Annotated in this window: 25 protein-coding genes and 6 tRNA genes; 25 read left to right on the top strand and 6 right to left on the bottom strand. The window is 65.3% G+C overall.

Annotated elements, in window-relative coordinates; genetic code table 11:
* Positions 1-124: 124 nt before the first annotated feature.
* Complete coding sequence (locus FA85_RS03270) at positions 125-1,924, bottom strand: aminopeptidase P family protein (RefSeq protein WP_036111993.1); 1,800 nt, start codon at positions 1,922-1,924, stop codon at positions 125-127.
* A gap of 104 nt (positions 1,925-2,028) precedes the next feature.
* Between FA85_RS03270 and pyrG the strand changes: the two genes are divergently transcribed.
* The 8 genes from pyrG (at position 2,029) to truD (ending at position 9,479) form a co-directional block, all read left to right on the top strand.
* Positions 2,029-3,720 carry a CTP synthase gene (gene pyrG, locus FA85_RS03265; protein WP_036111996.1) on the top strand — a complete coding sequence of 564 codons (1,692 nt, stop codon included), beginning with the start codon at positions 2,029-2,031 and terminating at the stop codon, positions 3,718-3,720.
* A gap of 97 nt (positions 3,721-3,817) precedes the next feature.
* Positions 3,818-4,201, top strand: a complete 384-nt coding sequence (locus FA85_RS03260; RefSeq protein ID WP_036111998.1) for a hypothetical protein — start codon at positions 3,818-3,820, stop codon at positions 4,199-4,201.
* A gap of 10 nt (positions 4,202-4,211) precedes the next feature.
* On the top strand, positions 4,212-5,510 hold the full coding sequence (gene eno / locus FA85_RS03255; RefSeq protein WP_036112003.1) for a phosphopyruvate hydratase: 1,299 nt from the start codon (positions 4,212-4,214) through the stop codon (positions 5,508-5,510).
* 23 nt (positions 5,511-5,533) lie between these two features.
* Positions 5,534-5,863 (top strand): cell division protein FtsB, encoded by a 330-nt coding sequence (gene ftsB, locus FA85_RS03250; RefSeq protein WP_036117324.1) that lies wholly within the window; start codon positions 5,534-5,536, stop codon positions 5,861-5,863.
* Entirely contained in the window at positions 5,863-6,552 is a 690-nt protein-coding gene (ispD, locus tag FA85_RS03245) for a 2-C-methyl-D-erythritol 4-phosphate cytidylyltransferase (protein ID WP_036112009.1), read from the top strand. The genes ftsB and ispD overlap by 1 nt, the downstream gene beginning before the upstream one ends.
* On the top strand, positions 6,552-7,025 hold the full coding sequence (gene ispF, locus FA85_RS03240; RefSeq protein ID WP_036112013.1) for a 2-C-methyl-D-erythritol 2,4-cyclodiphosphate synthase: 474 nt from the start codon (positions 6,552-6,554) through the stop codon (positions 7,023-7,025). Before ispD ends, ispF begins: the two co-directional genes overlap by 1 nt.
* Complete coding sequence (mgtE, locus tag FA85_RS03235) at positions 7,022-8,449, top strand: magnesium transporter (RefSeq protein ID WP_036112018.1); 1,428 nt, start codon at positions 7,022-7,024, stop codon at positions 8,447-8,449. The genes ispF and mgtE overlap by 4 nt, the downstream gene beginning before the upstream one ends.
* Before the next feature lie 10 nt (positions 8,450-8,459).
* Entirely contained in the window at positions 8,460-9,479 is a 1,020-nt protein-coding gene (gene truD, locus FA85_RS03230) for a tRNA pseudouridine(13) synthase TruD (protein WP_036112022.1), read from the top strand.
* A gap of 6 nt (positions 9,480-9,485) precedes the next feature.
* On the opposite strand, the gene FA85_RS03225 is transcribed toward truD, so the two are convergent.
* Positions 9,486-10,028: a Smr/MutS family protein gene (locus FA85_RS03225; RefSeq protein ID WP_036112024.1), complete on the bottom strand. Its 543-nt coding sequence runs from the start codon at positions 10,026-10,028 to the stop codon at positions 9,486-9,488.
* Between the two features lie 116 nt (positions 10,029-10,144).
* On the opposite strand from FA85_RS03225, the gene surE reads away from it, so the two are divergent.
* Genes surE through FA85_RS03205 form a run of 4 tightly spaced genes read left to right on the top strand, consistent with a single transcriptional unit; the run spans position 10,145 to position 13,273 of the window.
* Positions 10,145-10,927: a 5'/3'-nucleotidase SurE gene (gene surE, locus FA85_RS03220; protein WP_036112027.1), complete on the top strand. Its 783-nt coding sequence runs from the start codon at positions 10,145-10,147 to the stop codon at positions 10,925-10,927.
* A complete protein-coding gene (locus FA85_RS03215) occupies positions 10,927-11,610 on the top strand; it encodes a protein-L-isoaspartate(D-aspartate) O-methyltransferase (RefSeq protein ID WP_036112029.1) in 684 nt (227 codons plus the stop codon). Before surE ends, FA85_RS03215 begins: the two co-directional genes overlap by 1 nt.
* Positions 11,611-11,639: 29 nt before the next feature.
* Entirely contained in the window at positions 11,640-12,248 is a 609-nt protein-coding gene (locus tag FA85_RS03210; protein WP_036112032.1) for a YqaA family protein, read from the top strand.
* 23 nt (positions 12,249-12,271) lie between these two features.
* On the top strand, positions 12,272-13,273 hold the full coding sequence (locus tag FA85_RS03205; protein ID WP_428977036.1) for a peptidoglycan DD-metalloendopeptidase family protein: 1,002 nt from the start codon (positions 12,272-12,274) through the stop codon (positions 13,271-13,273).
* Here the strand turns inward: FA85_RS03205 and panE are convergent.
* From panE to FA85_RS03190, 3 genes are read right to left on the bottom strand one after another with little or no spacing between them, the layout of a single operon-like run.
* Entirely contained in the window at positions 13,266-14,195 is a 930-nt protein-coding gene (gene panE / locus FA85_RS03200; RefSeq protein ID WP_036112035.1) for a 2-dehydropantoate 2-reductase, read from the bottom strand. The genes FA85_RS03205 and panE overlap by 8 nt on opposite strands.
* A 5-nt stretch (positions 14,196-14,200) precedes the next feature.
* The gene (locus tag FA85_RS03195; RefSeq protein WP_036112038.1) at positions 14,201-14,578 is read right to left on the bottom strand and encodes an Mth938-like domain-containing protein; all 378 of its coding nucleotides are present in this window, start codon (positions 14,576-14,578) and stop codon (positions 14,201-14,203) included.
* 5 nt (positions 14,579-14,583) lie between these two features.
* Positions 14,584-14,880: a YhbY family RNA-binding protein gene (locus FA85_RS03190; protein WP_036112039.1), complete on the bottom strand. Its 297-nt coding sequence runs from the start codon at positions 14,878-14,880 to the stop codon at positions 14,584-14,586.
* An 84-nt stretch (positions 14,881-14,964) separates the two neighbouring features.
* Between FA85_RS03190 and rlmE the strand changes: the two genes are divergently transcribed.
* The 9 genes from rlmE (at position 14,965) to FA85_RS03145 (ending at position 20,196) form a co-directional block, all read left to right on the top strand.
* Positions 14,965-15,615, top strand: coding sequence for a 23S rRNA (uridine(2552)-2'-O)-methyltransferase RlmE (rlmE, locus tag FA85_RS03185; RefSeq protein ID WP_036112043.1), 651 nt, complete (start codon positions 14,965-14,967; stop codon positions 15,613-15,615).
* The gene (ftsH, locus tag FA85_RS03180) at positions 15,612-17,540 is read left to right on the top strand and encodes an ATP-dependent zinc metalloprotease FtsH (protein ID WP_197056479.1); all 1,929 of its coding nucleotides are present in this window, start codon (positions 15,612-15,614) and stop codon (positions 17,538-17,540) included. Before rlmE ends, ftsH begins: the two co-directional genes overlap by 4 nt.
* Positions 17,541-17,725: 185 nt before the next feature.
* Positions 17,726-17,802, top strand: a tRNA-Arg gene (locus FA85_RS03175).
* Between the two features lie 145 nt (positions 17,803-17,947).
* Positions 17,948-18,024, top strand: a tRNA-Pro gene (locus FA85_RS03170).
* A gap of 24 nt (positions 18,025-18,048) precedes the next feature.
* A tRNA-Arg gene (locus tag FA85_RS03165) sits at positions 18,049-18,125 on the top strand.
* A gap of 14 nt (positions 18,126-18,139) precedes the next feature.
* Positions 18,140-18,216, top strand: a tRNA-His gene (locus FA85_RS03160).
* A gap of 28 nt (positions 18,217-18,244) precedes the next feature.
* Positions 18,245-18,320, top strand: a tRNA-Lys gene (locus FA85_RS03155).
* A 94-nt stretch (positions 18,321-18,414) separates the two neighbouring features.
* Positions 18,415-20,067: a phosphoethanolamine transferase gene (locus FA85_RS03150; RefSeq protein ID WP_051943455.1), complete on the top strand. Its 1,653-nt coding sequence runs from the start codon at positions 18,415-18,417 to the stop codon at positions 20,065-20,067.
* 44 nt (positions 20,068-20,111) lie between these two features.
* Positions 20,112-20,196 (top strand) — tRNA-Leu (locus FA85_RS03145).
* A gap of 73 nt (positions 20,197-20,269) precedes the next feature.
* On the opposite strand, the gene FA85_RS03140 is transcribed toward FA85_RS03145, so the two are convergent.
* Entirely contained in the window at positions 20,270-21,655 is a 1,386-nt protein-coding gene (locus tag FA85_RS03140; RefSeq protein WP_036112046.1) for an MFS transporter, read from the bottom strand.
* 94 nt (positions 21,656-21,749) lie between these two features.
* On the opposite strand from FA85_RS03140, the gene soxR reads away from it, so the two are divergent.
* From soxR to clpX, 4 genes are all read left to right on the top strand, one after another.
* Positions 21,750-22,184 (top strand): redox-sensitive transcriptional activator SoxR, encoded by a 435-nt coding sequence (soxR, locus tag FA85_RS03135; protein WP_036112049.1) that lies wholly within the window; start codon positions 21,750-21,752, stop codon positions 22,182-22,184.
* A gap of 141 nt (positions 22,185-22,325) precedes the next feature.
* The gene (tig, locus tag FA85_RS03130; RefSeq protein WP_036112052.1) at positions 22,326-23,618 is read left to right on the top strand and encodes a trigger factor; all 1,293 of its coding nucleotides are present in this window, start codon (positions 22,326-22,328) and stop codon (positions 23,616-23,618) included.
* A gap of 55 nt (positions 23,619-23,673) precedes the next feature.
* On the top strand, positions 23,674-24,300 hold the full coding sequence (clpP, locus tag FA85_RS03125) for an ATP-dependent Clp endopeptidase proteolytic subunit ClpP (protein ID WP_428977055.1): 627 nt from the start codon (positions 23,674-23,676) through the stop codon (positions 24,298-24,300).
* Positions 24,301-24,405: 105 nt separating this feature from the next.
* Positions 24,406-25,701, top strand: coding sequence for an ATP-dependent Clp protease ATP-binding subunit ClpX (clpX, locus tag FA85_RS03120; RefSeq protein WP_036112057.1), 1,296 nt, complete (start codon positions 24,406-24,408; stop codon positions 25,699-25,701).
* The last annotated feature ends 69 nt before the right edge of the window (positions 25,702-25,770 follow it).

The raw sequence follows: 25,770 nt of genomic DNA, 5'->3' as shown, positions 1-25,770 counted from the left end.
TAGGTATCGAGGCCGTTCGTAGCCGGGCAGGATGGGGCGACTGCCCCGGAATGGTCAAGCGTGGGACCGCCGTGTATCAGAGGATGAGATCGGCCTTGCGAAAGCACACGCTGTGGGCGATGACTCACAACGGCGCGCAATGCCACTCCAGCCATTCGCGATCCGCCCCGTCCAGCAACGGTGACAGCGCCGCGCGTACGGTGGCGTGATAGTCGTCGAGCCAGGCTCGCTCCGAGGGCTCCAGCAGGCGCGGTTCCAGCCCCCGACGATCAAACGGACAGAGTGTCAGCGTCTCGAAGGCGAAGAATTCGCCGAACTCGGTGCTGTCCGCCTGCGTCACCACCGCCAGGTTTTCGTGGCGGATGCCGTAACGGCCGGGTTTGTACAGGCCCGGCTCGATCGAGGTGATCATCCCGGTCTCCAGCGGTACCAGCGCGCCACCGGTCACCGGCGGGCGAATGCCATGCGGGCCCTCGTGCACATTCAGGAAATACCCCACGCCGTGGCCGGTGCCGTGCCCGAAGTCCATGCCGGCTGCCCACAGCGGCGCACGGGCGAGTGCGTCCAGCTGCGGGCCGCTGGCGCCTTTGGGGAAACGGGCGCGGGACAGGCCGATCATGCCCTTGAGCACGAGGGTCGAGTCGCGGCGCTGCTCGTCGGTCACGGGTCCCAGCGCAAGGACGCGGGTGATGTCGGTCGTGCCGCCCAGGTACTGGCCGCCGGAATCGATCAGCAGCAGGCCTTTGGCGGCCAGCGGGCTGAACTGGCCTTCGGTGGCCCGGTAATGGGGCAGGGCGCCGTTGGCCTGATACCCGGCGATCGTGGAGAAGCTCTCGCCGACGAAGCCGGTCTGGGCGCTACGTGCGTCGCGGACGATCGTGTCGACATCGAGTTCGGTCAGCGGCTCACCCGCGACGAGACCGGTCTCGATACGGCGGAAGGCACGGGCCAGCGCGGCACCGTCGCGACGCATGACGTCGCGGATGTGGTCGAGTTCCTCGGGCGTCTTGCGCGCTTTCTGCGCCGTGGACGGCGCGGCGGCATGAACCTGCTTCACCGTCGGGGGCAGACCCTCCAGAACGGAGACGACGACACGGGCCGGATCGATCAGCAGCACGGCCTCGTCGGGCAGGGCGGCCAGCGCCGAGGCGGCCGTGGCGTAATCGGCGATTGAGATGCCATCCGCGGCGAGCGCCGCTTTGACCTCGCCCGGCACCTTGGCCGCATCGACGAACAGGGTGGCCCGATCCTCCGCGATCAGCAGATGCGCCAGGAACACCGGGTTGTAGTCGACGTCCGCACCGCGGAGGTTGGTCAGCCAGGCGATGTCGTCCAGGCTGGACAGGAAGTGGTGCGTGGCGCCCGCGCGGCGCATCGCCGTGCGCACATGGCGCAGCTTGTCCGCGCGATCGACCGCGGCAAACGGAGCCAGATGGGCGAACACCGGTGCATCGGGCCTGCCCGGACGATCAGGCCAGGCGGCAGCGGGAAGGTCGAGGTCGGTGCGCAGCGAGGCGCCGGCGGCGGCCAGCCGTTTGCCCAGGCTTTCGGCACCCGAGAGCGACACGCTGTCGCCGGCGACGGCGACGGTATCGCCTTCACCGACCTGGCCGACCAGCCAGCTGACGTGCTCCGCCGTGTGCGCCACGTTCAGTTTCATCAGGGGCAGGCCACTGCCCGCGAGCTCGGTTTCCGCCTGCGAGAAGTAGCGGGAATCGGTCCACAGCCCGCCGCCGGTCGCCGTCACGATCAGCGTGCCGGACGAGCCGGTGAAGCCGGAAAACCACTCGCGGCCCTGCCAGCGGGGCGGCAGGTACTCGGAAAGATGGGGATCGGCCGTGGGAACGACGACGGCGGCGATGCCTTCGCGGGCCATGGCGGCGCGAAGGGCCTGGAGACGGGCGGGGATGGAGGTAGCGGTCATTTCACCATGGTAAAACGAAGGCGCCCGTCCGGCACGTTCATCATGCCCCTCGCGAGTAGGGATGCACTCGGGTAAAATACCGATTTCCAGCACTGGCTGCTCGCATGACTCCCCTGATTTTCGTCACCGGCGGTGTGGTGTCTTCCCTCGGGAAGGGCATCGCAGCGGCGTCGCTCGCGTCCATTCTCGAGGCGCGGGGTCTCTCCGTCACCATGATGAAGCTCGATCCGTATATCAACGTGGATCCGGGCACCATGAGTCCCTTCCAGCACGGCGAGGTCTACGTCACCGACGACGGTGCCGAGACCGACCTCGACCTGGGCCATTACGAGCGCTTCGTCCGCACGCGCCTCACCGGCAAAAATTCGATCACCGCCGGCAAGATCTACGAGTCGGTGATCCGCAAGGAGCGCCGCGGCGACTACCTCGGCGCCACCGTGCAGGTCATCCCGCACATCACCGACGAGATCAAGCACTCCATCCACGAAGCGACGCGCGGTTACGACGTGGCGCTCGTGGAAGTCGGCGGCACCGTGGGCGATATCGAGTCCCTGCCGTTCCTCGAGGCCATCCGCCAGCTGCGTATCGAGCACGGCGCCGAGAAGTGCATGTTCGTGCATCTCACGCTGGTGCCGTATATCAAGGCCGCGGGCGAGATCAAAACCAAGCCGACCCAGCACTCGGTGAAGGAGCTTCGCTCCATCGGTATCCAGGCCGACGTGCTGCTCTGCCGCTGCGAGGAGCCCCTTCCGGACGCCGAGCGCCACAAGATCGCCCTGTTCACCAACGTGCCGAAGAACGCCGTCATCAGCACGATCGACGTCGACGTCATCTACAAGTTGCCGATGTGGCTGCACGAGCAGGGTCTGGACGAACTGGTCATCAAGCGGCTCGGCCTCGACGCCGGCCCGGCGGACCTCTCCAGCTGGGTGCGCACCGTCGAAGCCGTCGAGCACCCGCGCGACGAGATCAACATCGCCATCGTCGGCAAGTACGTCGAGCACAAGGACGCCTACAAGTCCCTGGCCGAAGCGCTGCGTCACGGTGGCATCAACCAGTCCACGCGGGTCAACCTGCACTGGGTCGATTCCGAAGACGTGGAAGCGCGCGGCGCGCGCACCGTGCTGGGCGACTCGGACGCCATCCTCGTGCCCGGCGGCTTCGGCAAGCGCGGGTTCGAGGGCAAGATCCTGGCCGCGCAGTTCGCCCGCGAAGCCGGTGTGCCGTACTTCGGCATCTGCTACGGCATGCATGCGGCGGTGGTCGAGTTCGCCCGTAATACGGCGGGCCTCACCCAGGCCGACTCCAGCGAGAACGACCGCAACACGCCGGATCCGGTCATCGGGCTGATCACCGAGTGGACCACCGCCACCGGTGAAATCGAGCAGCGCAGTGAGCGCTCCGACCTGGGCGGCACCATGCGCCTGGGCGCGCAGGAGTGCCGCCTCAAGGCCGGAACGCTGGCCCGCGAACTCTACGGCGAAGATGTGGTGCGCGAGCGCCATCGTCACCGTTACGAGTTCAACAACCGCTACCGCCAGTCGTTCGAAGACCTCGGCCTGGTGATCTCGGGCAAGTCGATGGACGATCTCCTGGTCGAAATCGTCGAGCTTCCGCGCCATGTGCATCCGTGGTTCCTGGGCTGCCAGGCGCACCCGGAATTCACCTCGACGCCGCGCGAAGGCCATCCGCTGTTCATCGGATTCGTCCGCGCCGCCCGCGAGTACAAGGCTGTCCGTGAGGGTGAAAAGCTCGCCGTCCGTTCCGAGGCGCCGGCGGCATCGAGCCACGCCTGATCGTTTCCCTGAAACGGTATGATTGACGGGATGCCGGCGCGAGGTGCGCCGGCGATGCCAACGCTGGGGCCGCAAAGGGTCCGGGGAGACAGGCTGGATGACTGAGGACAACGGGATCCCTACCGCCGGTGAAGGTCGCCAGCGTGCGGCACGTCTGCCGCAGTCGGGTCACGGCATCGCCTCGTTCGTCCTAGCCATCGTCTCCGGTCTCGCCATCGCTTTCGGCATCTCGCTCGCCGCCTCCCTGATGATGGCCGGTAACCCGGAAGAGCACCTCGCGGTGTTCGGCACCATCGGCTTCATCCTCATCGCCTTTCTCGTCCTCGCCCTCGTCGGCGTCGTGCTCGGCTTCATCGCCTTGCGCCGCCAGGACCGCCGCCGCACGTTCGGCGCGATCGGGCTCGGACTCAACGTTTTCATCCTGATCGGTACCGGCGGCCTCATGCTGCTCGGTACTGTCCTGCGTCATTCCAACTCGTAACGGGAACAGCATGAGCACTTCGATCACCAAAATTCACGCCCGCGAAATCCTCGACTCCCGCGGCAACCCGACCCTCGAAGCCGAAGTCACCCTGGCCGACGGTTCGTTCGGCCGCGCGGCCGTGCCCAGCGGCGCCTCCACCGGCACCCGCGAAGCCGTGGAACTGCGTGACGGCGACACGTCCCGTTACGGCGGCAAAGGCGTCACGAAGGCCGTCGCCAACGTCAATGGCGACATCGCCAGGGCGCTGGCCGGCTACGACGCGCTCGACCAGAAAGGTCTCGACGACAAGCTGATCGCACTCGACGGTACCGACAACAAGGGCAAGCTGGGCGCCAACGCGCTGCTCGGCGTTTCCATGGCCGCCGCTCACGCCGCTGCCGCCTCGAAGAAGCAGGCCCTGTGGCAGTACCTGATGGTCGACGGCGGCGGCACGCTGCCGGTGCCGATGATGAACATCATCAACGGTGGCGCCCACGCCGACAACAACGTCGATGTGCAGGAGTTCATGGTTCTGCCGGTCGGCGCGCCCAGCTTCGCCGAAGCCCTGCGTTACGGCGCCGAGATCTTCCACGCGCTGAAGTCGGTGCTGAAGGGTCGCGGCCTGAACACGGCGGTGGGCGACGAGGGTGGCTTCGCGCCGAACCTCAAGTCCAACGTCGAAGCGCTCGACACGATCCTGGAAGCCGTCAACAAGACCGGCTTCAAGGTCGGCAGCGAGATCCTCCTCGGCCTCGACGTCGCCAGCTCGGAGTTCTTCAAGAACGGCAAATACGACCTCGAAGGCGAAGGCAAGGTGTTCACGCCGGAGCAGTGGGTCGACACGCTGGCCTCGTGGTCGAAGCAGTACCCGATCGTCACCATCGAAGACGGCATGGGTGAAGGCGACTGGGAAGGCTGGGCACACCTGACGCGCGCGATCGGCGAGGGCATCCAGCTGGTCGGTGACGACCTGTTCGTGACCAACCCGAAGATCTTCCAGGAAGGCATCGACAAGAAGATCGCCAACGCCATCCTGATCAAGGTCAACCAGATCGGTACGCTGTCCGAGACGCTCGAAGCCATCGCCATGGCCGACCGCGCGAAGTACGCGGCCATCGTCTCGCACCGCTCGGGTGAAACCGAAGACACCACGATCTCCGACATCGCCGTGGCCACCACGGCGACGCAGATCAAGACCGGTTCGCTGTGCCGCACGGATCGCGTGGCCAAGTACAACCAGCTGCTGCGTATCGAGGAAGCCCTCGGCGCATCGGCGAAGTACGCGGGTCGCCATGCGTTCCCGAGCCTGTCCAAGCTGCCGGGCTGAGTCGTCACTTGAGCAATGCGGCAATCCTGCGGTGGATCGGCCTGATCCTCGTCATCATCCTCATCGCGCTGCAGCTGAAGCTGTGGGTCGGCGGTGGGGGGATGGCCGAGGTCGATTCACTGCGCGCGTCGGTCGCCAAACAGACCGAAGACAATGCCGCCTTGCAGAAGCGCAACCAGGCGCTGGCGGCGGACGTGGAAGACCTCAAGCACGGCGAGCAGGCCACCGAGGCGCGTGCGCGTCAGGAACTGGGTCTGGTCAAGCCGGGCGAAACGTTCTACCAGGTCGTCGAGCCGGGGGCCGCGACCAGCGCGCCGCCGGCTCCGCCGCCCGTCGCGCCTGGCGGCCAGTAATGGACGCGCTGTGGTGTGTGATTCCCGCCGCCGGTAAGGGCGTCCGGGCCGGCGGTGATCGACCCAAGCAATACCAACCTATCGCCGGCAGACCGATGCTCGACCGCACTCTCGAACGCCTCGCTGCGCATCCGCGCATCGCTGGCTTCGTGGTGGTCATCGCAGCCGACGATGGGCACTTTTCTTCCGTGGACACGGTGGGCGGCAAGCCGCTGATCGTGGCCACGGGTGGTGGCGAACGCAGCGATTCCGTCCTCGCGGGCCTGCTGGCCTTGCCGCCGTCGGTCGGTGAGGGTGACTTCGTGCTCGTGCATGACGCGGCCCGGCCGTGCGTGCGCGCCACCGACATCTCCCGCCTGATCGAGCTCGCCTCGACGGGTGAGGGTGGCCTGCTTGCCGCCCCCCTGCGTGACACGCTGAAACGGGCGGATGGACAGGATCGCAGCGTGGCGACCGAACCGCGCGACGGCCGCTGGCGTGCGTTCACCCCGCAGATGTTCCGGCGCGGCGCGCTGGCGCGTGCACTTCGCCTTGCCGCCGACGCGGGTATCGTCGTCAGCGATGAGGCGATGGCGATGGAGCGGACCGGTGTTTCGCCGCTGTTGGTCGAAGGTTCGGAAGACAATATCAAGGTAACGACGCCGGCCGACTTCGCCCTGGCGGAATTCCTGTCAGGGAGAACTCGGTGATGCGTATTGGCCAGGGCTTCGACGTCCACGCGTTTGGCGACGGCGACCATGTGATGCTCGGTGGCGTGCGCGTGCCGCATAGCCAGGGCGTGCTTGCGCATTCCGACGGCGACGTCGTGCTGCATGCGCTCTGCGATGCCTTGCTCGGTGCGCTGGCGCTCGGCGATATCGGCAAGCATTTTCCGCCGTCCGACGAGAAGTGGCGGGGTGCGGACAGCCGTTCGTTCGTCCGCGCCGTACGCGATCTTCTCGCCGAGCGCGGTTACGAGCTCGGTAACGCCGACATGACCGTGATCTGCGAGGCGCCGAAGGTCGGTCCGCACGCGCAGGCCATGCGGGCGATCATCGCCGAGGATCTCGGTGTCGACATCGACCGTATCAGCATCAAGGCGACGACGACGGAAACCCTCGGTTTCACCGGTCGTCGCGAAGGCATCGCGGCGCTGGCCACCGTGCTGGTGCTGCGCGCATGAGCGAGGCCGAACCGCGCACCTCGACGCCCCGCCTGCACGACAGGCTCGAGGCGATCACCGAGTTGCTGCGGCGCCGGGAAGACCTGCTCGAGTACGCGGGTGCGGCACCCAACGACGACGAGACCGCGCTCGGCGCGACCGATGCGGAGCTCCAGTCACGCCTGGATGAACTGCATCCGGCGGATCTCGCCGACGTGCTCGAATCGCTGCCGCTGGAAGATCGCCTCGCGGTCTGGCAGCGCGTGCGTTCGGACCGGGACGGCGAGATCCTGCTGGAAGTCTCCGACTCGGTGCGCGAAGCGCTGATCGCGGACATGGACGACAGCGAGATTCTCGCCGCCGTCGAGCCGCTCGACGCGGACGAGCTCGCCGACCTCGTCGACGACCTGCCGACCGACGTGCTGCCCGAGCTCATGGCCAGCCTCGACGCGCAGGAGCGCGAACGCGTGCAGGCCGCCATGTCCTTCGAGGACGACCAGGTCGGCGCGTTGATGGACTTCGACATGGTCACCATCCGCGAGGACATCAGCCTCGAGGTGGTGCTGCGCTACCTGCGTCGGTTCGAAGAGCTGCCCGCGCAGACGGATAAGCTGTTCGTCGTCAATTCGGAGAACGTGCTCACCGGCGTGCTGCCCTTGCACTGGCTGCTGGTGAACTCGCCGGACAAGATGGTTCACGAGATCATGGCGCCCGACGTCAATACGTTCCGTCCGGAAGACGACGCGTACGACGTCGCCCAGGCGTTCGAGCGCTACGACCTCGTCACGGCGCCGGTCATCGATCATCAGCAGCGCCTGATCGGCCGTATCGCCGTGGACGCGATGCTCGACTTCATCCGCGAGGAAAGCGAGACCGAAGCCCTGTCGCGCGGCGGTCTGCGCGAAGAAGAAGACATCTTCGCCTCGGTATGGAAGTCCGTGCGCAATCGCTGGGCGTGGCTGGCGATCAACCTGATCACGGCCTTCATCGCCTCCCGGGTGATCGGCCTGTTCGAACACTCGATCGAAAAGCTCGTCGCGCTCGCGGCACTGATGCCTATCGTCGCGGGCATCGGCGGCAATTCCGGGAACCAGACCATCACCATGATCGTCCGCGCCATGGCGCTGGAGCAGGTGGGTCCGTCGCAGGCCAAGCGTCTGTGGCGCAAGGAGCTCGGCGTCTCGCTGATCAATGGTGTCGTCTGGGGCGGTTGCATCGGCGTGGTCGCATGGCTGCTCTACGGCAGCGTGTCGCTCGGTCTGGTGATGACCTCGGCCATGACACTCAATCTTCTTCTCGCCGCGTTCATGGGGGTCGGTATCCCGATGCTCATGACCAGACTCGGCCGCGATCCGGCGCTGGGCTCCAGCGTGCTGATCACGGCGGTGACCGACAGCGGCGGCTTTTTCATTTTCCTGGGGCTGGCGACGATTTTCCTGCTCTGAAGGCCCGAACATGACAGACCATAACGAACTTCCCTACGCCTACGGCGAACCGCCGTTGCGCGGTCGCCTGCGCTCCGCGCCCGAGGATTTCTTCGTCGAGGAAATCCTCGGTTACGAAGCCGACGGTGCGGGCGAGCATGCGTTTCTCGTCGTCGAGAAACGCGGTCAGAACACCGAGTGGGTGGCCCGCGAGCTGGCGAAGTTCGCCGGTATCCAGGCGATGAACGTCGGCTATGCGGGCATGAAGGACCGTCACGCCGTGACGCGCCAGGTGTTCACGGCACATCTGCCGGGCAAGGCCGATCCGGACTGGTCGGCGTTTCCGCACGAGGACGTGACGATCGTCTCGGCCGCGCGTCACTCGCGCAAGATCAAGCGCGGTGCCCTGCGTGGAAACCGCTTCGTCCTGGTGCTGCGCGAGATCGAGGGCGATCGCGCCGCCGCCGATGCGCGTCTGACGGAGATCGCCGCGCGTGGCGTGCCCAATTACTTCGGTGAGCAGCGTTTCGGCCTGGGTGGCAACAACGTCGAGCAGGCGAAGGCGATGTTCGGCGGTCGCCGCGTGGATCGCGACAAACGGTCGATCCTGCTTTCCGCCGCACGCTCGCACATCTATAACGGCGTGCTCGCCGAGCGTGTCCGCAAAGGGCAGTGGGACACGCCGATGGACGGCGAGATCTGGTCCCTCGATGGCTCGCGCTCGTGGTTCGGGCCGGAGCCGTTCAACGAGACGCTGGCCGAGCGGTTGGGACGTTTCGACATCCATCCGTCCGGACCGTTGTGGGGCGATGGTGAGCCGCCGACCACCGAGGCGGTCGGTGAGCTGGAGCGTTCGGTCGCCGCGCGGGATGACGTCCTCGTCAGGGGACTTGCGGGTGCGCGCTTGGATCAGGAGCGCCGGGCGCTGCGTCTGATGCCGCGCGACCTGACGTGGCGCTGGCTGGACGACGGCGCGCTGGAAGTGTCGTTCGGGCTGCCGGCCGGGGCGTATGCGACCACCGTGCTTCGGGAAGTGGCGGTGACCTCGTAACCCGGGTCACCCCTTCAACAACACCACCACCGCGCCGGTCCCACCCTGTGCCGGCCTCGCCGAAGCGAACGCCACCACATCGTCCCGTCGCCGCAGCAGCCGGTCGGTCAGCCCTTTGAGCACCGGCCCCGCCGCCTTCGACCGCAGTCCCTTCCCATGAATGATCCGCACACAGCGGATTCCGTCGTGCCGGCACTCGGCCAGAAACTCGGCAATGGTCAGCTGCGCGGCGGCGGCGTTCATCTGGTGCAGGTCCACCTCCGCCTGGATGCTGAATTGCCCGCGCTTCAGCTGCTTCAGCAGTTTCGGCGGATAGCCGTCGCGAAGGTAGGATAGTTCCTCACCCACCTCCAGGTCCGCCGGGTCGTAATCGAACAGCATCGAATCCGCGGGCACCGCGGCTTCGTCCGCGTCGCGCATGTGCGGATGCGGCGCCGGCCGGGGGCGCTCTGGCACGGGCTCGACGGGCGCCATGGGCCGAACGTCGCCGATCGCCTCGCGAAACAGCTGGCTGTCGTCCTCATTGACCGTGGGCGAGCGTCGCTTCATGTCTCACATCCTAGCGGCCTTTCGTGAATCCCGCTGCCCGGTCCGGTAGACTTGGGCGGTCGGGCGGCTCTCGTTTCAGCTGTGGCCGCCGTACCCGTTTTTCGATCTGGATCAGCATGCAAGTTCTGGTTAGCAACGACGACGGCGTGGAGGCTCCGGGCATCCGGGTCCTCGCCGGGCGTCTGGGCGAGTTCGGCGCGGTGACGGTCGTCGCGCCCGACCGCGATCGCTCCGGGGCGAGCAATTCGCTCACCCTCGATGCGCCGATCCGTGCGCAGCGTCTCGAAAATGGCTTCTACCGTGTCGCCGGCACGCCGACCGATTGCGTGCATCTGGCGCTCTCGGGTCTGCTCGATCATGAGACCGACATCGTCGTCTCGGGCATCAACAACGTCGCCAATCTGGGCGATGACGTCATCTACTCCGGTACCGTCTCCGCGGCGATGGAGGGGCGCTTCCTTGGCTTGCCCGCCATCGCGGTCTCCCTGGTGACGGGCGAGGGCACCGGCCGGCATTTCGATTCGGCCGCGAGCGCCGTGCTCATGCTGATGCAGCGCCTGATCGTCGATCCGCTGCCTGCCGACACCATTCTCAACGTCAACGTACCCGATCTCCCCTGGGAAGCCATCCGGGGTTTCGAAGTGACCCGCCTCGGCCGTCGCCATCGCGCCGCTCCGGCGATCCGCGGCGAGGATCCGCGTGGTCGCACCCTGTGGTGGATCGGTCCGCCGGGAGAAATCGACGATGCCGGCCCGGGCACCGATTTCGACGCCGTGCGCCGGGGCTTCGTTTCGGTGACGCCGATCCACACCGACCTGACGCGCTTTCAGGCACTGGAGAAAGTGAGCAGCTGGATGCTGTCGCTCTCCTCGGCGATGGACAGCGAGGAGGCGGCCTGATGGTGAACCTGCACGCCCTTCCTCCTTCCGCGCTGCGCGGCGAAGGCATGACCTCGCAACGGGCGCGCGATCGTCTCGTCGCCAGGCTGGTGGAGGAGGGCATTCGCGACGAGCGCGTCCTGGAAGTAATCCGCCAGCTCCCGCGGCATCACTTCATCGATCAGGCGTTGCACTCGCGCGCCTATGAGAACACCGCGCTGCCCATCGGCCACGGCCAGACCATTTCGCAGCCGTGGATCGTCGCGCGCATGACGGAAGCGCTGATCGAGCACGGCGTCCCCGAACGCGTGCTCGAGATCGGCACCGGTTCGGGTTACCAGGCCGCCGTGCTCGCCGGCATCGTGCCGACCGTTTACACCGTCGAGCGGATCGAAGAGCTGCTGCGTCAGGCGCGCCGCCGGTTCCGCCAGCTGGGTATCGAGAACCTCCGCTCGCGCCACGACGACGGCAAGCTGGGCTGGGAGTCCGACGCACCGTTCGACGCCATCATCCTGACCGCCGCGGGCGATCGCGTACCGGCGAAGCTGCTCGATCAGCTCAAGCCGGGCGGGGTACTGGTCGCGCCGGTCGGTAGTCCGAGCCAGCAGCTGCTGCTCCGCCTGCGCAAGGGCGACGACGGTGAGGTCGTGCGCGAAGAACTCGGCGCGGTGAGTTTCGTTCCGCTGCTCGGCGGCATCGGCTGATGCCCTCACACCATAAGGGAAACCGCTGAATGCGGATGTTTTCATCGCTCTACGAGCGCGCCATCGTCTGGGCACGCCATCGTCACGCGGTCCGCTACCTCGCGGGACTTTCGTTCGTCGAGGCCTTCATCTTTCCGGTGATGCCCGAGGTGATGCTCGCGCCGATGATGCTGGCCGAGCCGCGCAAGGCTTTCCGCCTCGCTAACTGGAGCCTGCTGTTTTCGCTGCTGGGTTCGCTGGTCGGCTACATGCTCGGCCACTACGCCTTCGAAGCGCTGAAGCCGCTGCTCGAGTCGATGCACCTCCTGGCGCCCATCATGACGGGCGTGGGCAACCTGCAGAAGGACATGGAGGCGCACTCGTTCGGGCTGTACATCGTGCTCGCCATGGCCGCGTTGCAGCCCGTGGTGCCGATGAAGTTCGTCACCTGGGCCTCGGGCATCGTCGGTGTGCCCCTGCTGCCCTTCCTGCTGTGCATGCTGATCGGTCGCGGCAAGCGCGTCTGGCTGCTGGCGCTGCTGATCCGCATCTTCGGCGAGCGTGCCGAAAAGATGCTCCGCAAACACATCGAGTGGATAGGTTGGGCTGTTATCGTGGCGGTCGTCCTCCTGGCCGTCTGGTGGTTCCTGTTGCGATGAGTGACCGAGAAAGGAAATCCGCGATGCTCATGACCCGTCCGCTGGCCCTGGCCGTCGTGCTGGGCATGGCTGTGGCTCTTTCCGCCTGCGCGCCGACCCGTACCGTGGTCGTGACCCGCTCACCGGGTGGTTACGGTCCGGCGCACGCCGCCACGTCGCCGTCGCCGCCTCCGGGTGGGAGCTACCGCGTCGTCAAGGGCGATACGCTTTACAGCATCGCATTCCGGAACAAGGTCGATTTCCGCGATCTGGCCGGCTGGAACGGTATCGCCTCGCCGTACACCATCTGGCCGGGGCAGGATCTTCGCCTGTCGCCGCCAGGCCATGAGAATGCACCGGCTTCGTCGCACGCCGCTCCGCCGGTGGTCGTTGCCGTGCCGCCGCCTGCCGGGCATCCGGCGCCGGCTTCACCGCCACCGCCCGTGCAGCCGACCAGGCCCGCCTTCGAGAATGTGACCGCCGCCGAGTCGGCTCCGCCGTCCGTGCCGGCGCCGGCGACGACCACCAATACGCCGGTGGTCGTGGCGGGTAAGCCTGGTGAGTCGCTCGTGCCTCCGGCGCCGAGGCCTTCCGCTCCCGCTGCCGCTCCGGCGCCGGTCGAAAACCCGCCGGCGGCCACGCCGATCGTCACCAGCGGCGCGACGCGCAGTGCGGGCGGCATCAACTGGCGCTGGCCGGCCGACGGCACGCTGATCAAGAAATTCGCGTCGGGCGATGCCATCCCCGGCATCGAGGTCGCCGGCAAGTCGGGCGATCCGGTGCGCGCGGCCGCCGACGGTGTCGTGGTGTATAGCGGCAATGGACTGGTCGGTTACGGCGAGCTCGTCATCATCAAACACAGCGACAGCTTCCTCTCCGCCTATGGGCACAACCGGAAGCGGTTGGTGAAGGAAGGCGAGAAGGTGAAGGCGGGGCAGTCGGTGGCCGAGATGGGCTCGTCGGGTGCGACGCGCGACGAACTGCAGTTCCAGATCCGGCGGGATGGCAATCCGGTCGATCCGTTGCAGTATCTGCCGGCTAAGTAGGGCGCCTTACCTCGTACGCCTGGAGGTGCGCGAACGCCACCTCCAGCATCGGCGCGGCGATGCCCGCATCCCGCGCCCGCGTCAGCATGTCGCCGACGATGTGATCGGCTTCGACCCGCTGCCCCGACTCCAGGTCGCGCAGCATCGAGGCCGTCAGCGGAGAGCCCTCCTGCGTGAGCGTCTTCCAGGCGAACGAGCGTGCGGTGTCGGGCACGGCATGGCCCGAGGCGCGCGCCACCATCAGGCACTCCTCGTACATGCGCTCGATCAGCTGGCGGCCGTCGTTGGTGGCGACGATGTCGCCGATGCTTGCACGGAACAGACAAGTCGCGCCGGCGAGCGTCGTCAGGAAGGAAAACTTCGCCCACATGTCGCGGTGGATGTCCGTCGAGTGAGCGTGGTCGACCCCGGCGGCGGTAAAGGCCTGCGCCAGGGCATCGCAACGGTTGTCATGCGCCTGGCCGTCACGTTCGCCGAAAGTGACCGAGGCGGCGTTGCCGAAGTGCAGAACCTCGCCGTGCGGACCCTTCGCCGCGCTGATGAAGCAAAGTCCGCCAATGACGGCGTCCGGCCCGAAGCGACGGTCGAGCGTCGGGTAATGCGCCAGACCGTTCAGGATCGGAAGGAGGGCGGTCCGGGGACCCACGGCCGGATCGATGGCCTCGATGGCGGAATGCAGGTCATACGCTTTGCAGGAAAGCAGGACGATATCGAACGCGCCCGCGTTGCCGACCGTTTCGGCGGTGACCGTTGCGACGTTCACCGTCGCGTCGCCGAGCGGGCTGCGAATCACCAGTCCCTGTTCGCCCAGTACGCGCTCGCGCTCGGGGCGGACGAGAAAAGTGACATCGGAGCCGGCCTGTGCGAGCCGGCCCCCGAAGTAACCGCCGGTCCCGCCGGCGCCGAGGACCAGGAGTCGCATGAGGTTCAGACCTTGGGAAGGATGAAGGCGGCCAGGACCTTGCGGCCCTCGCCAGCCAGCAGGCTGTAAGTTCGGGCGGCCGATCCGTTGGTCATGGCTTCGACGCCGATACCTTTCTTCAGCAGTCCCGCCATGAAGGCGGCCGGCGGAAACACCTGGCGCTCGCCGGTACCGAGCAGGACGAGCTCGGGGCCGAGGGCGACGAAGGTCTCGACATCGTCGGCGGTAAGCTGGCTCGCGTCGCTCACGGCCCAGTCCTCGACCACCCGTTCGGGCGTCAGCAGGAAGCTCGTACGGAAGTCGCGGTCGACCACGGTGACCGTGCCGGGGCCAACCCGGCGCACGAACAGGTACTCACCCGGGTGTTCGAACGAGAGATCCATGGGGTTTACCGGGGCAGGGCGAGCTTCGGATCCTGTTCGTTACGGCGGAACAGGACGACGATGTGGCCGATTTCCTGGACGTTCTCGGCACCGGTCTGGCCCGACAGGAAGGCGATCTGAGCCTGGCGCTCGTCCTTGTCGCCGCCGGAAAGCTTCACTTTCACGAGCTCGTGGATATCCAGGGCCTGGGCGAGCTCCTTGGCGACGGCTTCGGTCGCGCCCTTGTTGCCGAGCAGGATGACCGGCCGCAGGTCGTGGGCGAGGCTACGGAGATATCGGCGCTGTGTAGGGGAAAGCGACATTGCGTTCAGGTTCGATGTGCGGCGGATAGGCGGCAAAGGGTATCATGCAAGGCCCGCTCCTTATTAAGAATCCGGCAAAAGCCCATGGCACGCAGCAAGACCAGCTCCCGTTGGCTTAAAGAGCACTTCGACGATCCTTACGTCAAGAAGGCTCAGGCCGAGGGGGCGCGTTCGCGCGCCATCTACAAGCTCGAAGAGCTGATCGAGCGCGACCGCCTGATCAAGCCCGGCATGACCGTGGTCGATCTGGGCGCCGCCCCGGGCGGCTGGTCGCAGCTGGCCCGCCAGCGCCTGGGCGACACCGGCAAGGTCATCGCCATGGACATCCTGCCGATGGCCAGCCTGGCCGGGGTCGAGTTCATGCAGGGCGATTTCCGTGAGGAATCGGTCCTGCGCGAGCTGGAATCCATGCTTGGCGGCCAGAAGGTCGATCTTGTCCTGTCGGACATGGCCCCCAATATGTCCGGTGTGGCACTGGCGGATCAGATCCGCGCGATGGACCTTTGCGATCTCGCCCGTGAGTTCAGCCTCGAATGGCTGAAGCCGGGCGGGTCGTTTCTCGTGAAGCTGTTCCAGGGCGTGGGATTCGACGAGTACCTCAAGACCTTGCGCGCTGACTTCAGTCGCGTGACGATGCGTAAACCGAAAGCCTCCCGCGCACGTTCGCCGGAGGTGTATGCACTGGCGACCGGACTGAAGTCCGCGACCCGGCAACCAGGCGAGAACCGCGCATGAATGAGATGGCAAAAAATCTGTTGCTCTGGCTGATCATCGCGGTGGTCCTCCTGACCGTGTTCCAGACCTTCAACCCGCACGGCGGATCGTCACAGGACATGTCCTACACGACCTTCGCCCAGCAGGTCGATAACGGGAACGTCGCCAGCGGCACCATTACGTCGACGGCACCTCCGACCATCACCGGCAAACTGAAAGACGGCGGTTCCTACCGGACCGTCGTACCGGTGGTCGGCCTGTCGACCAGCGACCTGGTCAAGCAGATGCGCGACAAGGGCGTCGAGCTGCGCCAGGAGCCGGCCGATAACGGCTTCTCCCTTCTGGGGCTGGTCTTCAACTGGCTGCCCATCATCATCTTCGTCGCCGTCCTGATCTGGTTCATGCGACAGATGCAGGCCGGCTCGGGCGGTCGCGGTGCCATGAGCTTCGGACGCTCCCGCGCCAAGCTTCAGGGTGAGGACCAGGTCAAGGTCAACTTCACCGACGTCGCCGGCTGCGACGAGGCGAAAGAAGAGGTGGGCGAGCTGGTCGAGTTCCTCCGTGACCCCGGCAAGTTCCAGAAGCTGGGCGGCAAGATCCCCCGCGGCGTGCTGATGGTGGGTCCGCCCGGTACCGGTAAGACGTTGCTGGCGAAGGCCATCGCGGGCGAAGCCAAGGTGCCGTTCTTCTCGATTTCCGGTTCGGACTTCGTCGAGATGTTCGTCGGCGTGGGCGCGAGCCGCGTGCGCGACATGTTCGAGCAGGCCAAGAAGCACGCTCCCTGCATCATCTTCATCGACGAAATCGACGCCGTCGGTCGCCATCGCGGCGCCGGCATGGGCGGCGGTCACGACGAGCGCGAGCAGACCCTCAACCAGCTGCTTGTCGAGATGGACGGCTTCGAGGGTACCGAAGGCATCATCGTCATCGCCGCCACCAACCGTCCCGACGTCCTCGATCCCGCGCTGCTGCGTCCGGGCCGTTTCGACCGCCAGGTGGTGGTCGGCCTGCCGGACGTGAAGGGTCGTGAGCAGATCCTCAAGGTCCACATGCGCAAGGTGCCGACAGCGGCCGATGTCGAAGCGATGGTCATCGCGCGCGGCACGCCCGGGTTCTCCGGCGCCGACCTGGCCAACCTGGTCAACGAGGCCGCACTGTTCGCGGCGCGCGAGAATGCCCGCGAAGTCCGCATGAGCCACCTCGATCGTGCGCGCGACAAGATCCTCATGGGCTCCGAGCGTCGCTCGATGGCCATGAACGACGAAGAGAAGAAGCTGACCGCTTACCACGAGGCCGGCCACGCCATCATCGGCCGCCTGGTGCCCGAGCACGATCCTGTCTACAAGGTCACCATCATTCCGCGCGGTCGCGCGCTCGGTGTGACCATGTATCTGCCCGAAGGCGATCGCTACAGCATGAACAAGGTCGCGATCGAATCGCAGCTCTGCTCGCTGTACGGCGGCCGCGTCGCGGAAGAGGTCATCTTCGGCCACGACAAGATCACCACCGGTGCCTCCAACGACATCGAGCGCGCCACCAAGATGGCCCGCAACATGGCCACCAAGTGGGGCTTGTCGGACGAGCTCGGTCCGGTGATGTACGGCGAGGAAGAGGACGAGGTCTTCATCGGTCGCTCCGTCACGCAGCACAAGAGCGTCTCCAACGAGACCGCGCGCAAGATCGACGAAGTGGTCAGGACGATCCTGGATCGCGCTTACGCGCGCAGCAAGGACCTTCTGACGACGAACATCGACAAGCTGCACCGTATGGCCGAAGCACTGTTGCTCTACGAGACCATCGATGCGCGCCAGATCGACGACATCATGAACGGTCGTGAGCCGGGTCCGCCGGCCGACTGGCAGAAGCCGGGTTCGACCCCGCCGCCACCGCCGCGCGACGCGGGCCCGGCACCGGACAAAGTCGGTAAACCGGCGACGCAGCTGTAAAAGAGAAGGGCGGCCCATGGCCGCCCTTCTTCATTCGGACGGCTATTTGAACTGCGTGTTACCGATTCGAGAAAAAAAGATGCAGAAAAGGGTTGACGCACAGCTCCGATATCTGAATAATTCCGCTTCTCGACACGGCGCCAACGCTTCGCAGCGGAAGTCGCCGGGTTAAAGGTTTAAAGTGTGCGCCCGTAGCTCAGTTGGATAGAGTACCAGGCTACGAACTTGGTGGTCGGGAGTTCGAATCTCTCCGGGCGCACCATCTTTAAGCGGTAAGCCGGCGCGGTACATGCGCGACGGTAGCGGTAGTTGAAAGTGTGGTGTGTTCATACGGATTGACGGGCTTGAGTTAGACCCGTAACATTTGAAGGCTTCACCCCGGGTCATCGGGATGCAGCTTAGAAGTTCGGGGTATAGCTCAGTCTGGTAGAGCGCCAGCTTTGGGAGCTGGATGTCGGGGGTTCGAATCCCTCTGCCCCGACCAATTGGCGTTCTACGTACAGTGCCTGCGCCTGTAGCTCAACCGGATAGAGCATCGGCCTTCTAAGCCGACGGTTGCAGGTTCGATTCCTGTCGGGCGCGCCAGATCGTGTTTTATGGTGGGCGTAGCTCAGCTGGTTAGAGTACCGGATTGTGATTCCGGATGTCGTGGGTTCGAGTCCCATCGTCCACCCCACTTTTAGTGTGGTTTGCAAGTTTAAAACGGGCCGTTAGCTCAGTTGGTAGAGCAGTTGACTCTTAATCAATTGGTCGTAAGTTCGAATCTTACACGGCCCACCAATTTGAATCAGGCACTTAGAGAAATCTAGGTGCCTTTTTCTTATGTGCGATATTTCACGTGCTCGCGACTGTCTCGGGCCAGGACGGATACCCGATGATCATTCAAGACCAGTCGTCTCAGCGCCGCGCCCGGCGAGCACTACCGGCATGGGCGCTCGGCGCCGTGGTCGCCGTGTACATCCTCGCCGTGCTGAATCGTGGCTTGTGGACGGAGCTGCACGCGGCTCTGGCAGCATCGCAGGGCATACAAGGATTCTGGGCCCTCAGCGTGACAGTTTGCTGTCGGCTGGTTGGCAATCTGGTTCTGACGCTCGCTCTGGTCATGTGGCCGCGTATCGGTAAAGCGCTGCTTGCCGTGTTGATTGTTATCTCCGCCGCGAGCGCCTTCTACGCCGACACCTTCGGCGTGCGCCTCAACGAAGAAATCATCCAAAGCATTTTCGAGACGCAGCGCGCCGAAGCGATGGCGATGATCACAACTGGATCGGTGACATGGATCGCGCTGTTCGGCGTGCTGCCCGCCGTCCTCGTTCTGCTCGTGCCCGTGCGTTTCATGCCAGTCTGGCGAAGCCTCAGCTGGCGTGCCGTCATCGTGCTGGTCGCCGCCGCGCTGATGCTCGTGCCGCCCATGTTGATGGGTCGCACCTATGTCTACTTCGAGCGTAATCACCGCACGATGTACGAGGTCTTCAATCCCTACGCGGCACTCAGCGGCACGTTTCACTACCTGCAGCGCGATGTGTTCCGTCGCAAGAGGGTGATGGTGCCGATCGGCACCGACGCGACGCTGCCGCCGACGGATGCGTCCGTCGCTCCTCGCAAGCGTGTTGTCGTGCTGGTGGTGGGCGAGACGGCGCGCGCGGAAAATCAGTCGCTGCAGGGTTATGCGCGCGACACCAATCCCGAGATGAAGCGGGCGGGCGCGATCTATTTCAGCGACGCGTGGTCGTGCGGCACGGCGACGACGGTGTCGGTCCCCTGCATGTTCTCGGACATGACGCGCGCGAAGTTCGATAAGCCGGTCGCCAAGTCACACTGGAATGCGCTGGATGTGCTTCAGCACGCCGGCGTGGACGTGTTCTGGCGCGACAACGATGAAGGCTGCAAGGACGTCTGCGCCCGAGTGCCCAACGATGACCTGACCAATGCCAGGGTCGCGGGTCTGTGCGACGCGGATGGTTGCGTCGACGAAGTGTTGCTGGCGGACCTGCCTGAGCGTCTGGCGAAGATGCGCTCACCCGCGTTGCTGGTGCTGCACATCAAGGGTAGCCACGGACCGTCTTACTTCCAGCGTTATCCGGCCGCGTTCAATGTCTTCAAACCCGGCTGCGAGACCGCCGAAGTGCAGACGTGCACCTATGCGCAGACGGTGGCGAGCTACGACAACACCATTCTCTACACCGACCATATCCTTGGCCGGGTCGTGGACACGCTGAAGGCCGCGCCCGACATCGACAGCGCGATGATGTACCTGTCCGATCACGGCGAGTCGCTGGGTGAGCACGACATCTATCTCCATGGCGCGGACTGGGATACGGCCCCCACACAGCAGAAGCACATCCCGATGCTGATGTGGTTCTCACCCGGCTGGGTAAGCGACACGGGCATGCGGCTGGAGTGCCTCAATCAGCGACGCGTGCAGCCGGCCAGTCAGGACAACCTGTTCCATACCTTGCTGGGCTTCTTCGGCACGCGCACGTCGGTGTACAAGCCGGAGCTCGACCTGCTTTCCGGCTGCCGCGGCTGAGTCGGTAGACCTGCGTCCTGCGGGCGCCTAGAATGGCGCCGCGAGCGAGAGTGGCGGAATTGGTAGACGCACCAGATTTAGGTTCTGACGGGGTAACCCGTGGGGGTTCGAGTCCCCCCTCTCGCACCAGTCCGAAATTCGTTGATTCACCGGCTGGCACGATGATGGGCGATGGTTCCGCACCGATCAATGACGCCCGGGTTCACGCGTCGGCGCGCGTACGCCGCGCAACCACCGTTCCCAGCATCGCCAACACCACCGTAATCGCGAAGTTCGCCGCAAACGCCGCCACGTGCGAGACGTTGAGCAGCGCCGCGAACAGCGTACCTCCGACCGCCAGTGTCGTCGCCACCATCAACGACTCGCACAGTTGCAACGCCGAACTGTTCTTTCCCTGCTCGTGCTCCGCGGACATCGACAACGCGAGTACGGAAACCGTCCCGTAAAGCATTCCCATGCCCAGCCCGGTAATCAGCCAGCCGGCAACGGCGGCAGGCACAGGCATCCATTCGAAGATACCGAGCGACGCGACGATGCTGCCGATCACCATCAGCGCAGTGCCGCGAGTGAGTAAAGTCTGCCGCGAAATCTTCGCGTAGTGGCCCTGGTACCACGATCCGGAAAACCAGCCGATCGCGCCGACACTGATCGCAAGCCCGGACCACATCGGTGACAGCCCATGCTGCTGCGAGAACACGAGCGGAAGAAATGCCTCGGCGCCGAAGAACGCCGAAGCGGCAATGCCACGCAAGGCGACGACCGCAGGCAACCCTCTCGCAGCCCGCAAGGTGCCGGGTGGCAGCAACCGGCGCCCGCAGAAGAAGAGCAGTGCGAGTGACGGCAACATCAGCGCGACAGCGAGCAGGCCGTGCTCCTGACCCGACACGAACAGCAGGCACGCCCCCAGGGACGCCCCGACCGCATTGAGCATGCGTCCCGAGGTATCCGACGGTGTGCCGGACGGCGCCGGCAGCGAGCGCAAGGCACCGCGTAACCCGAGGGCGGCCGGTAACGCGAGCAGCGGCACGGCGAGGAACACCCAGCGCCAGCCGATGTGCTCGACGATCGCTCCGCTCACCGCCGGACCGATGAGCGCAGGCACGACCCAGCCAGCTGAGAACGAGGCGAACACCTGCGGCCGCATAGACTCCGGGTAAAGGCGGCCGACGATGACGTAGAGGGCAGGGGACAGGCAGCCGGCACCCAGGCCCTGGACGAGTCGTCCGACGAGGAGCATCGGCATGTTCTGAGCCGATCCGGCGATAAGCAGCCCAATCACGAAGCCGACCAGTCCCGTCCACATGGCGGGCGCCGGCCCACGCCGATCGCTCCAGCGGCCCGACAACGTCATGCCGATGACGCTGGTCGCCAGAACGCCACCGAAGGCGAGGGCATAGGCGCGCAGTCCGTCCAGTTCGCGGGCGACCGTCGGCATCGCGGTCGTGACGGCCAGCGCCTCGAAGGCGATAAGCGAAATCAGACAGACCATGCCGAGCGTGGCGGCGCGGTATCGCGGGCTGAGGATGCCGTCGACCTGGGGAAGGGTTTCGGCGGGAGTGAGATGGGGGTCGGAGGTTCCCACGTGCATGCTGGCTTCCTTGGGGGTGGGGAGTGTCGCACGCTTGCGCGGCGGTCCCGGAGAGGCGCAGGATGCGACCTCAACTAACGTTTAGGTCAAGTGGATGCGCGAGCTGAGTGTGGGGGAGGTGGCCAGGCGCGGCGGTGTCGCGGTGTCGGCCCTGCATTTCTATGAGCGGAAAGGGCTGATCCGGAGCCTGCGTACCTCGGGCAACCAGCGCCGGTTTTCCGCGGACGTCCTGCGCCGGATCGCGGTCATCCGGGTCGCCCAGCGGGTAGGCATCCCCCTGGAGGCCGTCCGTCAGGCCTTTGCGACACTCCCGGATGAGCGAACGCCGACGCGCGACGAGTGGGCGACGATGTCGGCGGCCTGGCGTGAGGAACTCGAGGGAAGAATCTCGCAACTGCTTAATCTGAAAGACAAACTGGCGGACTGTATCGGCTGCGGCTGTCTTTCGCTGACGGCATGCGCTCTCGCCAATCCGGGAGACTCACTGGCCTCGGAAGGCGGCGGCCCGAGGCGCTGGAGCCCCGGCTGATGCAGGTTGCGGCGGTGTAAGGGCAAAACGTAGAATGGGCAGTCATTTGCGGGGTTTTTCGCCGCCGGGGATCAAGGTCGCGGCGACGAGCCCGACATTCGCGGTGAATCCCATATCGTTTTAGTGGTTTCAGGAGAGGTCATGCAGGTTTCGGTTGAGAATGTCGGCAAGCTCGGGCGCAAGCTCACGGTGAAGTTCCCGGCGGAGCGCCTCGAGTCGCAGGTCAGCGAGCGCATCGCGGAGATGGGTCGCACGGTGCGTCTGAAGGGCTTCCGTCCGGGCAAGGTGCCCACCAACGTGATCAAGCAGCGCTTCGGCGCGCAGGTCCGTGGTGAGGCGCTCTCCGAGCTGATCGGCAGCACCCTGCGCCAGGCCGTCGAGCAGGAGAAGCTCCAGCCGATTGCCAATCCGTCGGTCGACACCACGGGTAACCCCGAGAACGGCGAAATCGCCTACACGGCTACGTTCGAAGTGATGCCGGAGTTCCCGGCCATCGACGTCTCGACGATCGAAATCGCCCGCCCCAAGGCGGAGGTCAAGGACGCCGACATCGACAAGATGATCGAGACCCTGCGCACCCAGCGTCGCAGCTTCGACGAAGTATCGCGCGCCTCGAAAGACGGTGACTTCGTGATGTTCGAATACGCCGCCGAAGCCGGTGACTACCGCTTCCCGGCCGAAGGTCTCGAGCGTGCCGGCAGCGTGCTGGGCTCGGGCACCCTGTTCAAGGCGCTCGACGAAGCGCTGACCGGCCGTTCGGCTGACGAAGAGCTGGTCCAGGACGTCGCCTTCCCGGAAGACTTCCGTAACCCGGAGCTCGCCGGCAAGACCGCGAAGGTCACCTTCAAGATCATCAAGGTGCAGGAAGCCAACCTCCCGGCCGTCGACGCCGACTTCGTCAAGCTGTTCGGTGTGGCCGACGGCGACCTGGAAACCTTCCGCAAGGAAGTTCGCGCCAACCTCGAGCGCGAGCTCAAGGCCACGCTCATGGCCCGTCTCAAGTCCGAAGTGGCCGAGAAGCTGGCCGGCGCCTATCCGGACCTCGACGTGCCGGAACTGATGTCCGACGCCGAAGCCCGCAGCCTCGCCGCCGGCAACCTGCCGCGTGGCCAGGAGCCGAGCCCGCAGATGGTCGCCGAGGCCACTCCGTTTGCCCGCAAGCGGGTCGCCGCCGCGCTGCTCATGGGCGAGATCGCACGCAAGAACGAGATCCGGATCGATCGCAAGCGCATGGCTGAAATGCTCACGGCGATTGCCTCGACCTATGAAGAACCGGAAAAGGTCATTGAACTGTATAACGGTGATCCCCAACTGATGTCGGGACTGCAGAACCGCGTGATGGAAGATCAGGTGGCCGAGTGGGTGGCTGACAACGCCAAGTCCACCGACCAGGAACTGAGCTTCGACGAGGTGATGCGACCGATCGGCGCGTAAGCACCGATCTTCTTGCAACAGCCGGGCCCCACACGTTAGGAGAGACCACATGTCCATGGCTCCGATCCAGAATCTCAACCTGGTGCCCATCGTTGTCGAGCAGACCTCGCGTGGCGAGCGTTCGTACGACATCTATTCGCGTCTCCTCAAGGAGCGCATCATCTTCGCGGTCGGCCCGGTCGACGACTACATGGCCAATGTCATCGTCGCCCAGTTGCTGTTCCTGGAGTCCGAAAACCCGGACAAGGACATCAACCTGTACATCAACAGCCCCGGTGGTTCCGTTACCGCGGGTATGGCGATCTACGACACGATGCAGTTCGTGAAGCCGGACGTCAGCACCATGTGCATCGGCCAGGCCGCCTCCATGGGCGCCCTGTTGCTGGCGGCGGGCGCGGCGGGCAAGCGTTACTCGCTGCCGCATTCGCGCATCATGATCCACCAGCCCTGGGCTGGCGGCATCTCGGGGCAGGCCACGGACATCGAGATTCACGCCCGTGAAATCCTGACCATGCGCGAGCGTCTCAACGCCATCCTTGCCCACCACAGTGGCAAGACGGTCGAAGAGATCGCCCGCGACACCGAGCGCGACCGCTTCATGAGCGGCGCCGAAGCCCAGGCCTATGGCCTGATCGACTCGGTGCCCGATAAGCGTACCGTCGACACCGTCCGTTCGGCTTGATTTGAACGTATACGCTTGTGAAAACCGGCACTTCGCCCCTGATTCCAGGGGCGGAGTGCTGTGCTATTCTCAAAGCGCACCTGGATTCTCAGTAGGGCCCAAAGCATGAGCGACGAGCGGCAGAGCCGTTCCAACGACGGCGGAAAGATTCTTTATTGCTCCTTCTGCGGCAAGAGCCAGCATGAAGTGCGCAAGTTGATCGCCGGCCCCAGCGTGTTCATCTGCGACGAATGCGTTGAGCTGTGCAACGACATCATTCGCGAGGAACTGGAAGAAAAGGCGGCCTCCGGCCGGACCCAGCTTCCCAAGCCCCGCGAAATCATGGAAGCCCTCGACCAGTACGTGGTCGGCCAGACGCGCGCCAAGAAAGCGCTCTCCGTCGCGGTCTACAACCACTACAAGCGCATGGAATCGCGCCAGAAGAACGACGATGTCGAGCTGGGCAAGTCCAACATCCTCCTGATCGGTCCGACCGGTTCGGGCAAGACGCTGCTGGCGGAAACGCTGGCTCGCCTGCTCAACGTGCCGTTCACCATCGCGGATGCCACGACGCTGACGGAAGCCGGCTATGTCGGTGAAGATGTCGAAAACATCATCCAGAAGCTCCTGCAGAAGTGCGACTACGACGTCGAAAAGGCTCAGAGCGGCATCGTATACATCGACGAAATCGACAAGATCTCGCGTAAGAGCGAGAACCCGTCGATCACCCGCGACGTGTCCGGCGAAGGCGTTCAGCAGGCTCTGCTCAAGCTCATCGAGGGCACGCTCGCCTCGGTGCCGCCGCAGGGTGGTCGCAAGCATCCGCAGCAGGAATTCCTGCAGGTCGACACGCGCAATATCCTGTTCATCTGCGGCGGCGCCTTCGCCGGGCTGGACAAGGTGATCCAGCAGCGTTCGGAGACCACGGGCATCGGCTTCAAGGCCGAAGTCCGCTCCAAGGAACGCACCGAGAACGTCGGCAAGACGCTGTCGGAAGTCGAGCCGGCGGATCTGGTCCGTTTCGGTCTGATTCCCGAATTCGTCGGTCGCCTCCCGGTCGTGGCAACGCTCGACGAACTCGATGAGGCTGCCCTGGTGCAGATTCTCACCGAGCCGAAGAACGCGGTCACCAAGCAGTTCCGCAAGCTGTTCGATATGGAAGGCGCCGAGCTCGAGTTCCGCCCGGAAGCCTTGTCCGCCATTGCTCGTCGCGCGCTCAAGCGCAAGACCGGCGCACGTGGACTGCGAACCATTCTCGAACAGGTGCTGCTCGACACGATGTTCGAACTGCCGTCGCTGGAGCACGTCAGCAAGGTGGTGGTCGACGACGCCGTGATCGATGGCCAGGCCGAGCCGTACCTTATCTACCGCGGGAACCTGCAGCAGCAGAGGATCGCGGGCGAGGGTGGCGACGCCGCCTGACGTAACGGGCGTTACGTACACCGACGGCCCCGGCGTCACTGACGCCGGGGCCGTTTTTCTTTCGGCGTG

Source organism: Luteibacter mycovicinus (assembly GCF_000745235.1).
GTDB classification, from domain to species: domain Bacteria; phylum Pseudomonadota; class Gammaproteobacteria; order Xanthomonadales; family Rhodanobacteraceae; genus Luteibacter; species Luteibacter mycovicinus.
This window is presented reverse-complemented; position numbering and strand designations above follow the sequence as displayed.

Excerpts from the sequence above, each read along its gene's own strand:
- FA85_RS03215 (WP_036112029.1), top strand. The coding sequence starts at position 10,927 with ATGGTGAACCTGCACGCCCTTCCTCCTTCCGCGCTGCGCGGCGAAGGC.
- FA85_RS03205 (WP_428977036.1), top strand. The coding sequence starts at position 12,272 with ATGCTCATGACCCGTCCGCTGGCCCTGGCCGTCGTGCTGGGCATGGCT.
- FA85_RS03270 (WP_036111993.1), bottom strand. The coding sequence starts at position 1,924 with ATGACCGCTACCTCCATCCCCGCCCGTCTCCAGGCCCTTCGCGCCGCC.
- soxR (WP_036112049.1), top strand. The coding sequence starts at position 21,750 with ATGCGCGAGCTGAGTGTGGGGGAGGTGGCCAGGCGCGGCGGTGTCGCG.
- rlmE (WP_036112043.1), top strand. The coding sequence starts at position 14,965 with ATGGCACGCAGCAAGACCAGCTCCCGTTGGCTTAAAGAGCACTTCGAC.
- FA85_RS03195 (WP_036112038.1), bottom strand. The coding sequence starts at position 14,578 with ATGGATCTCTCGTTCGAACACCCGGGTGAGTACCTGTTCGTGCGCCGG.
- ftsH (WP_197056479.1), top strand. The coding sequence starts at position 15,612 with ATGAATGAGATGGCAAAAAATCTGTTGCTCTGGCTGATCATCGCGGTG.
- panE (WP_036112035.1), bottom strand. The coding sequence starts at position 14,195 with ATGCGACTCCTGGTCCTCGGCGCCGGCGGGACCGGCGGTTACTTCGGG.
- truD (WP_036112022.1), top strand. The coding sequence starts at position 8,460 with ATGACAGACCATAACGAACTTCCCTACGCCTACGGCGAACCGCCGTTG.
- FA85_RS03260 (WP_036111998.1), top strand. The coding sequence starts at position 3,818 with ATGACTGAGGACAACGGGATCCCTACCGCCGGTGAAGGTCGCCAGCGT.
- ispF (WP_036112013.1), top strand. The coding sequence starts at position 6,552 with ATGCGTATTGGCCAGGGCTTCGACGTCCACGCGTTTGGCGACGGCGAC.
- ispD (WP_036112009.1), top strand. The coding sequence starts at position 5,863 with ATGGACGCGCTGTGGTGTGTGATTCCCGCCGCCGGTAAGGGCGTCCGG.
- clpP (WP_428977055.1), top strand. The coding sequence starts at position 23,674 with ATGGCTCCGATCCAGAATCTCAACCTGGTGCCCATCGTTGTCGAGCAG.
- tig (WP_036112052.1), top strand. The coding sequence starts at position 22,326 with ATGCAGGTTTCGGTTGAGAATGTCGGCAAGCTCGGGCGCAAGCTCACG.
- mgtE (WP_036112018.1), top strand. The coding sequence starts at position 7,022 with ATGAGCGAGGCCGAACCGCGCACCTCGACGCCCCGCCTGCACGACAGG.
- clpX (WP_036112057.1), top strand. The coding sequence starts at position 24,406 with ATGAGCGACGAGCGGCAGAGCCGTTCCAACGACGGCGGAAAGATTCTT.
- FA85_RS03150 (WP_051943455.1), top strand. The coding sequence starts at position 18,415 with ATGATCATTCAAGACCAGTCGTCTCAGCGCCGCGCCCGGCGAGCACTA.
- surE (WP_036112027.1), top strand. The coding sequence starts at position 10,145 with ATGCAAGTTCTGGTTAGCAACGACGACGGCGTGGAGGCTCCGGGCATC.
- FA85_RS03140 (WP_036112046.1), bottom strand. The coding sequence starts at position 21,655 with ATGCACGTGGGAACCTCCGACCCCCATCTCACTCCCGCCGAAACCCTT.
- FA85_RS03210 (WP_036112032.1), top strand. The coding sequence starts at position 11,640 with ATGCGGATGTTTTCATCGCTCTACGAGCGCGCCATCGTCTGGGCACGC.
- FA85_RS03190 (WP_036112039.1), bottom strand. The coding sequence starts at position 14,880 with ATGTCGCTTTCCCCTACACAGCGCCGATATCTCCGTAGCCTCGCCCAC.
- pyrG (WP_036111996.1), top strand. The coding sequence starts at position 2,029 with ATGACTCCCCTGATTTTCGTCACCGGCGGTGTGGTGTCTTCCCTCGGG.
- eno (WP_036112003.1), top strand. The coding sequence starts at position 4,212 with ATGAGCACTTCGATCACCAAAATTCACGCCCGCGAAATCCTCGACTCC.
- FA85_RS03225 (WP_036112024.1), bottom strand. The coding sequence starts at position 10,028 with ATGAAGCGACGCTCGCCCACGGTCAATGAGGACGACAGCCAGCTGTTT.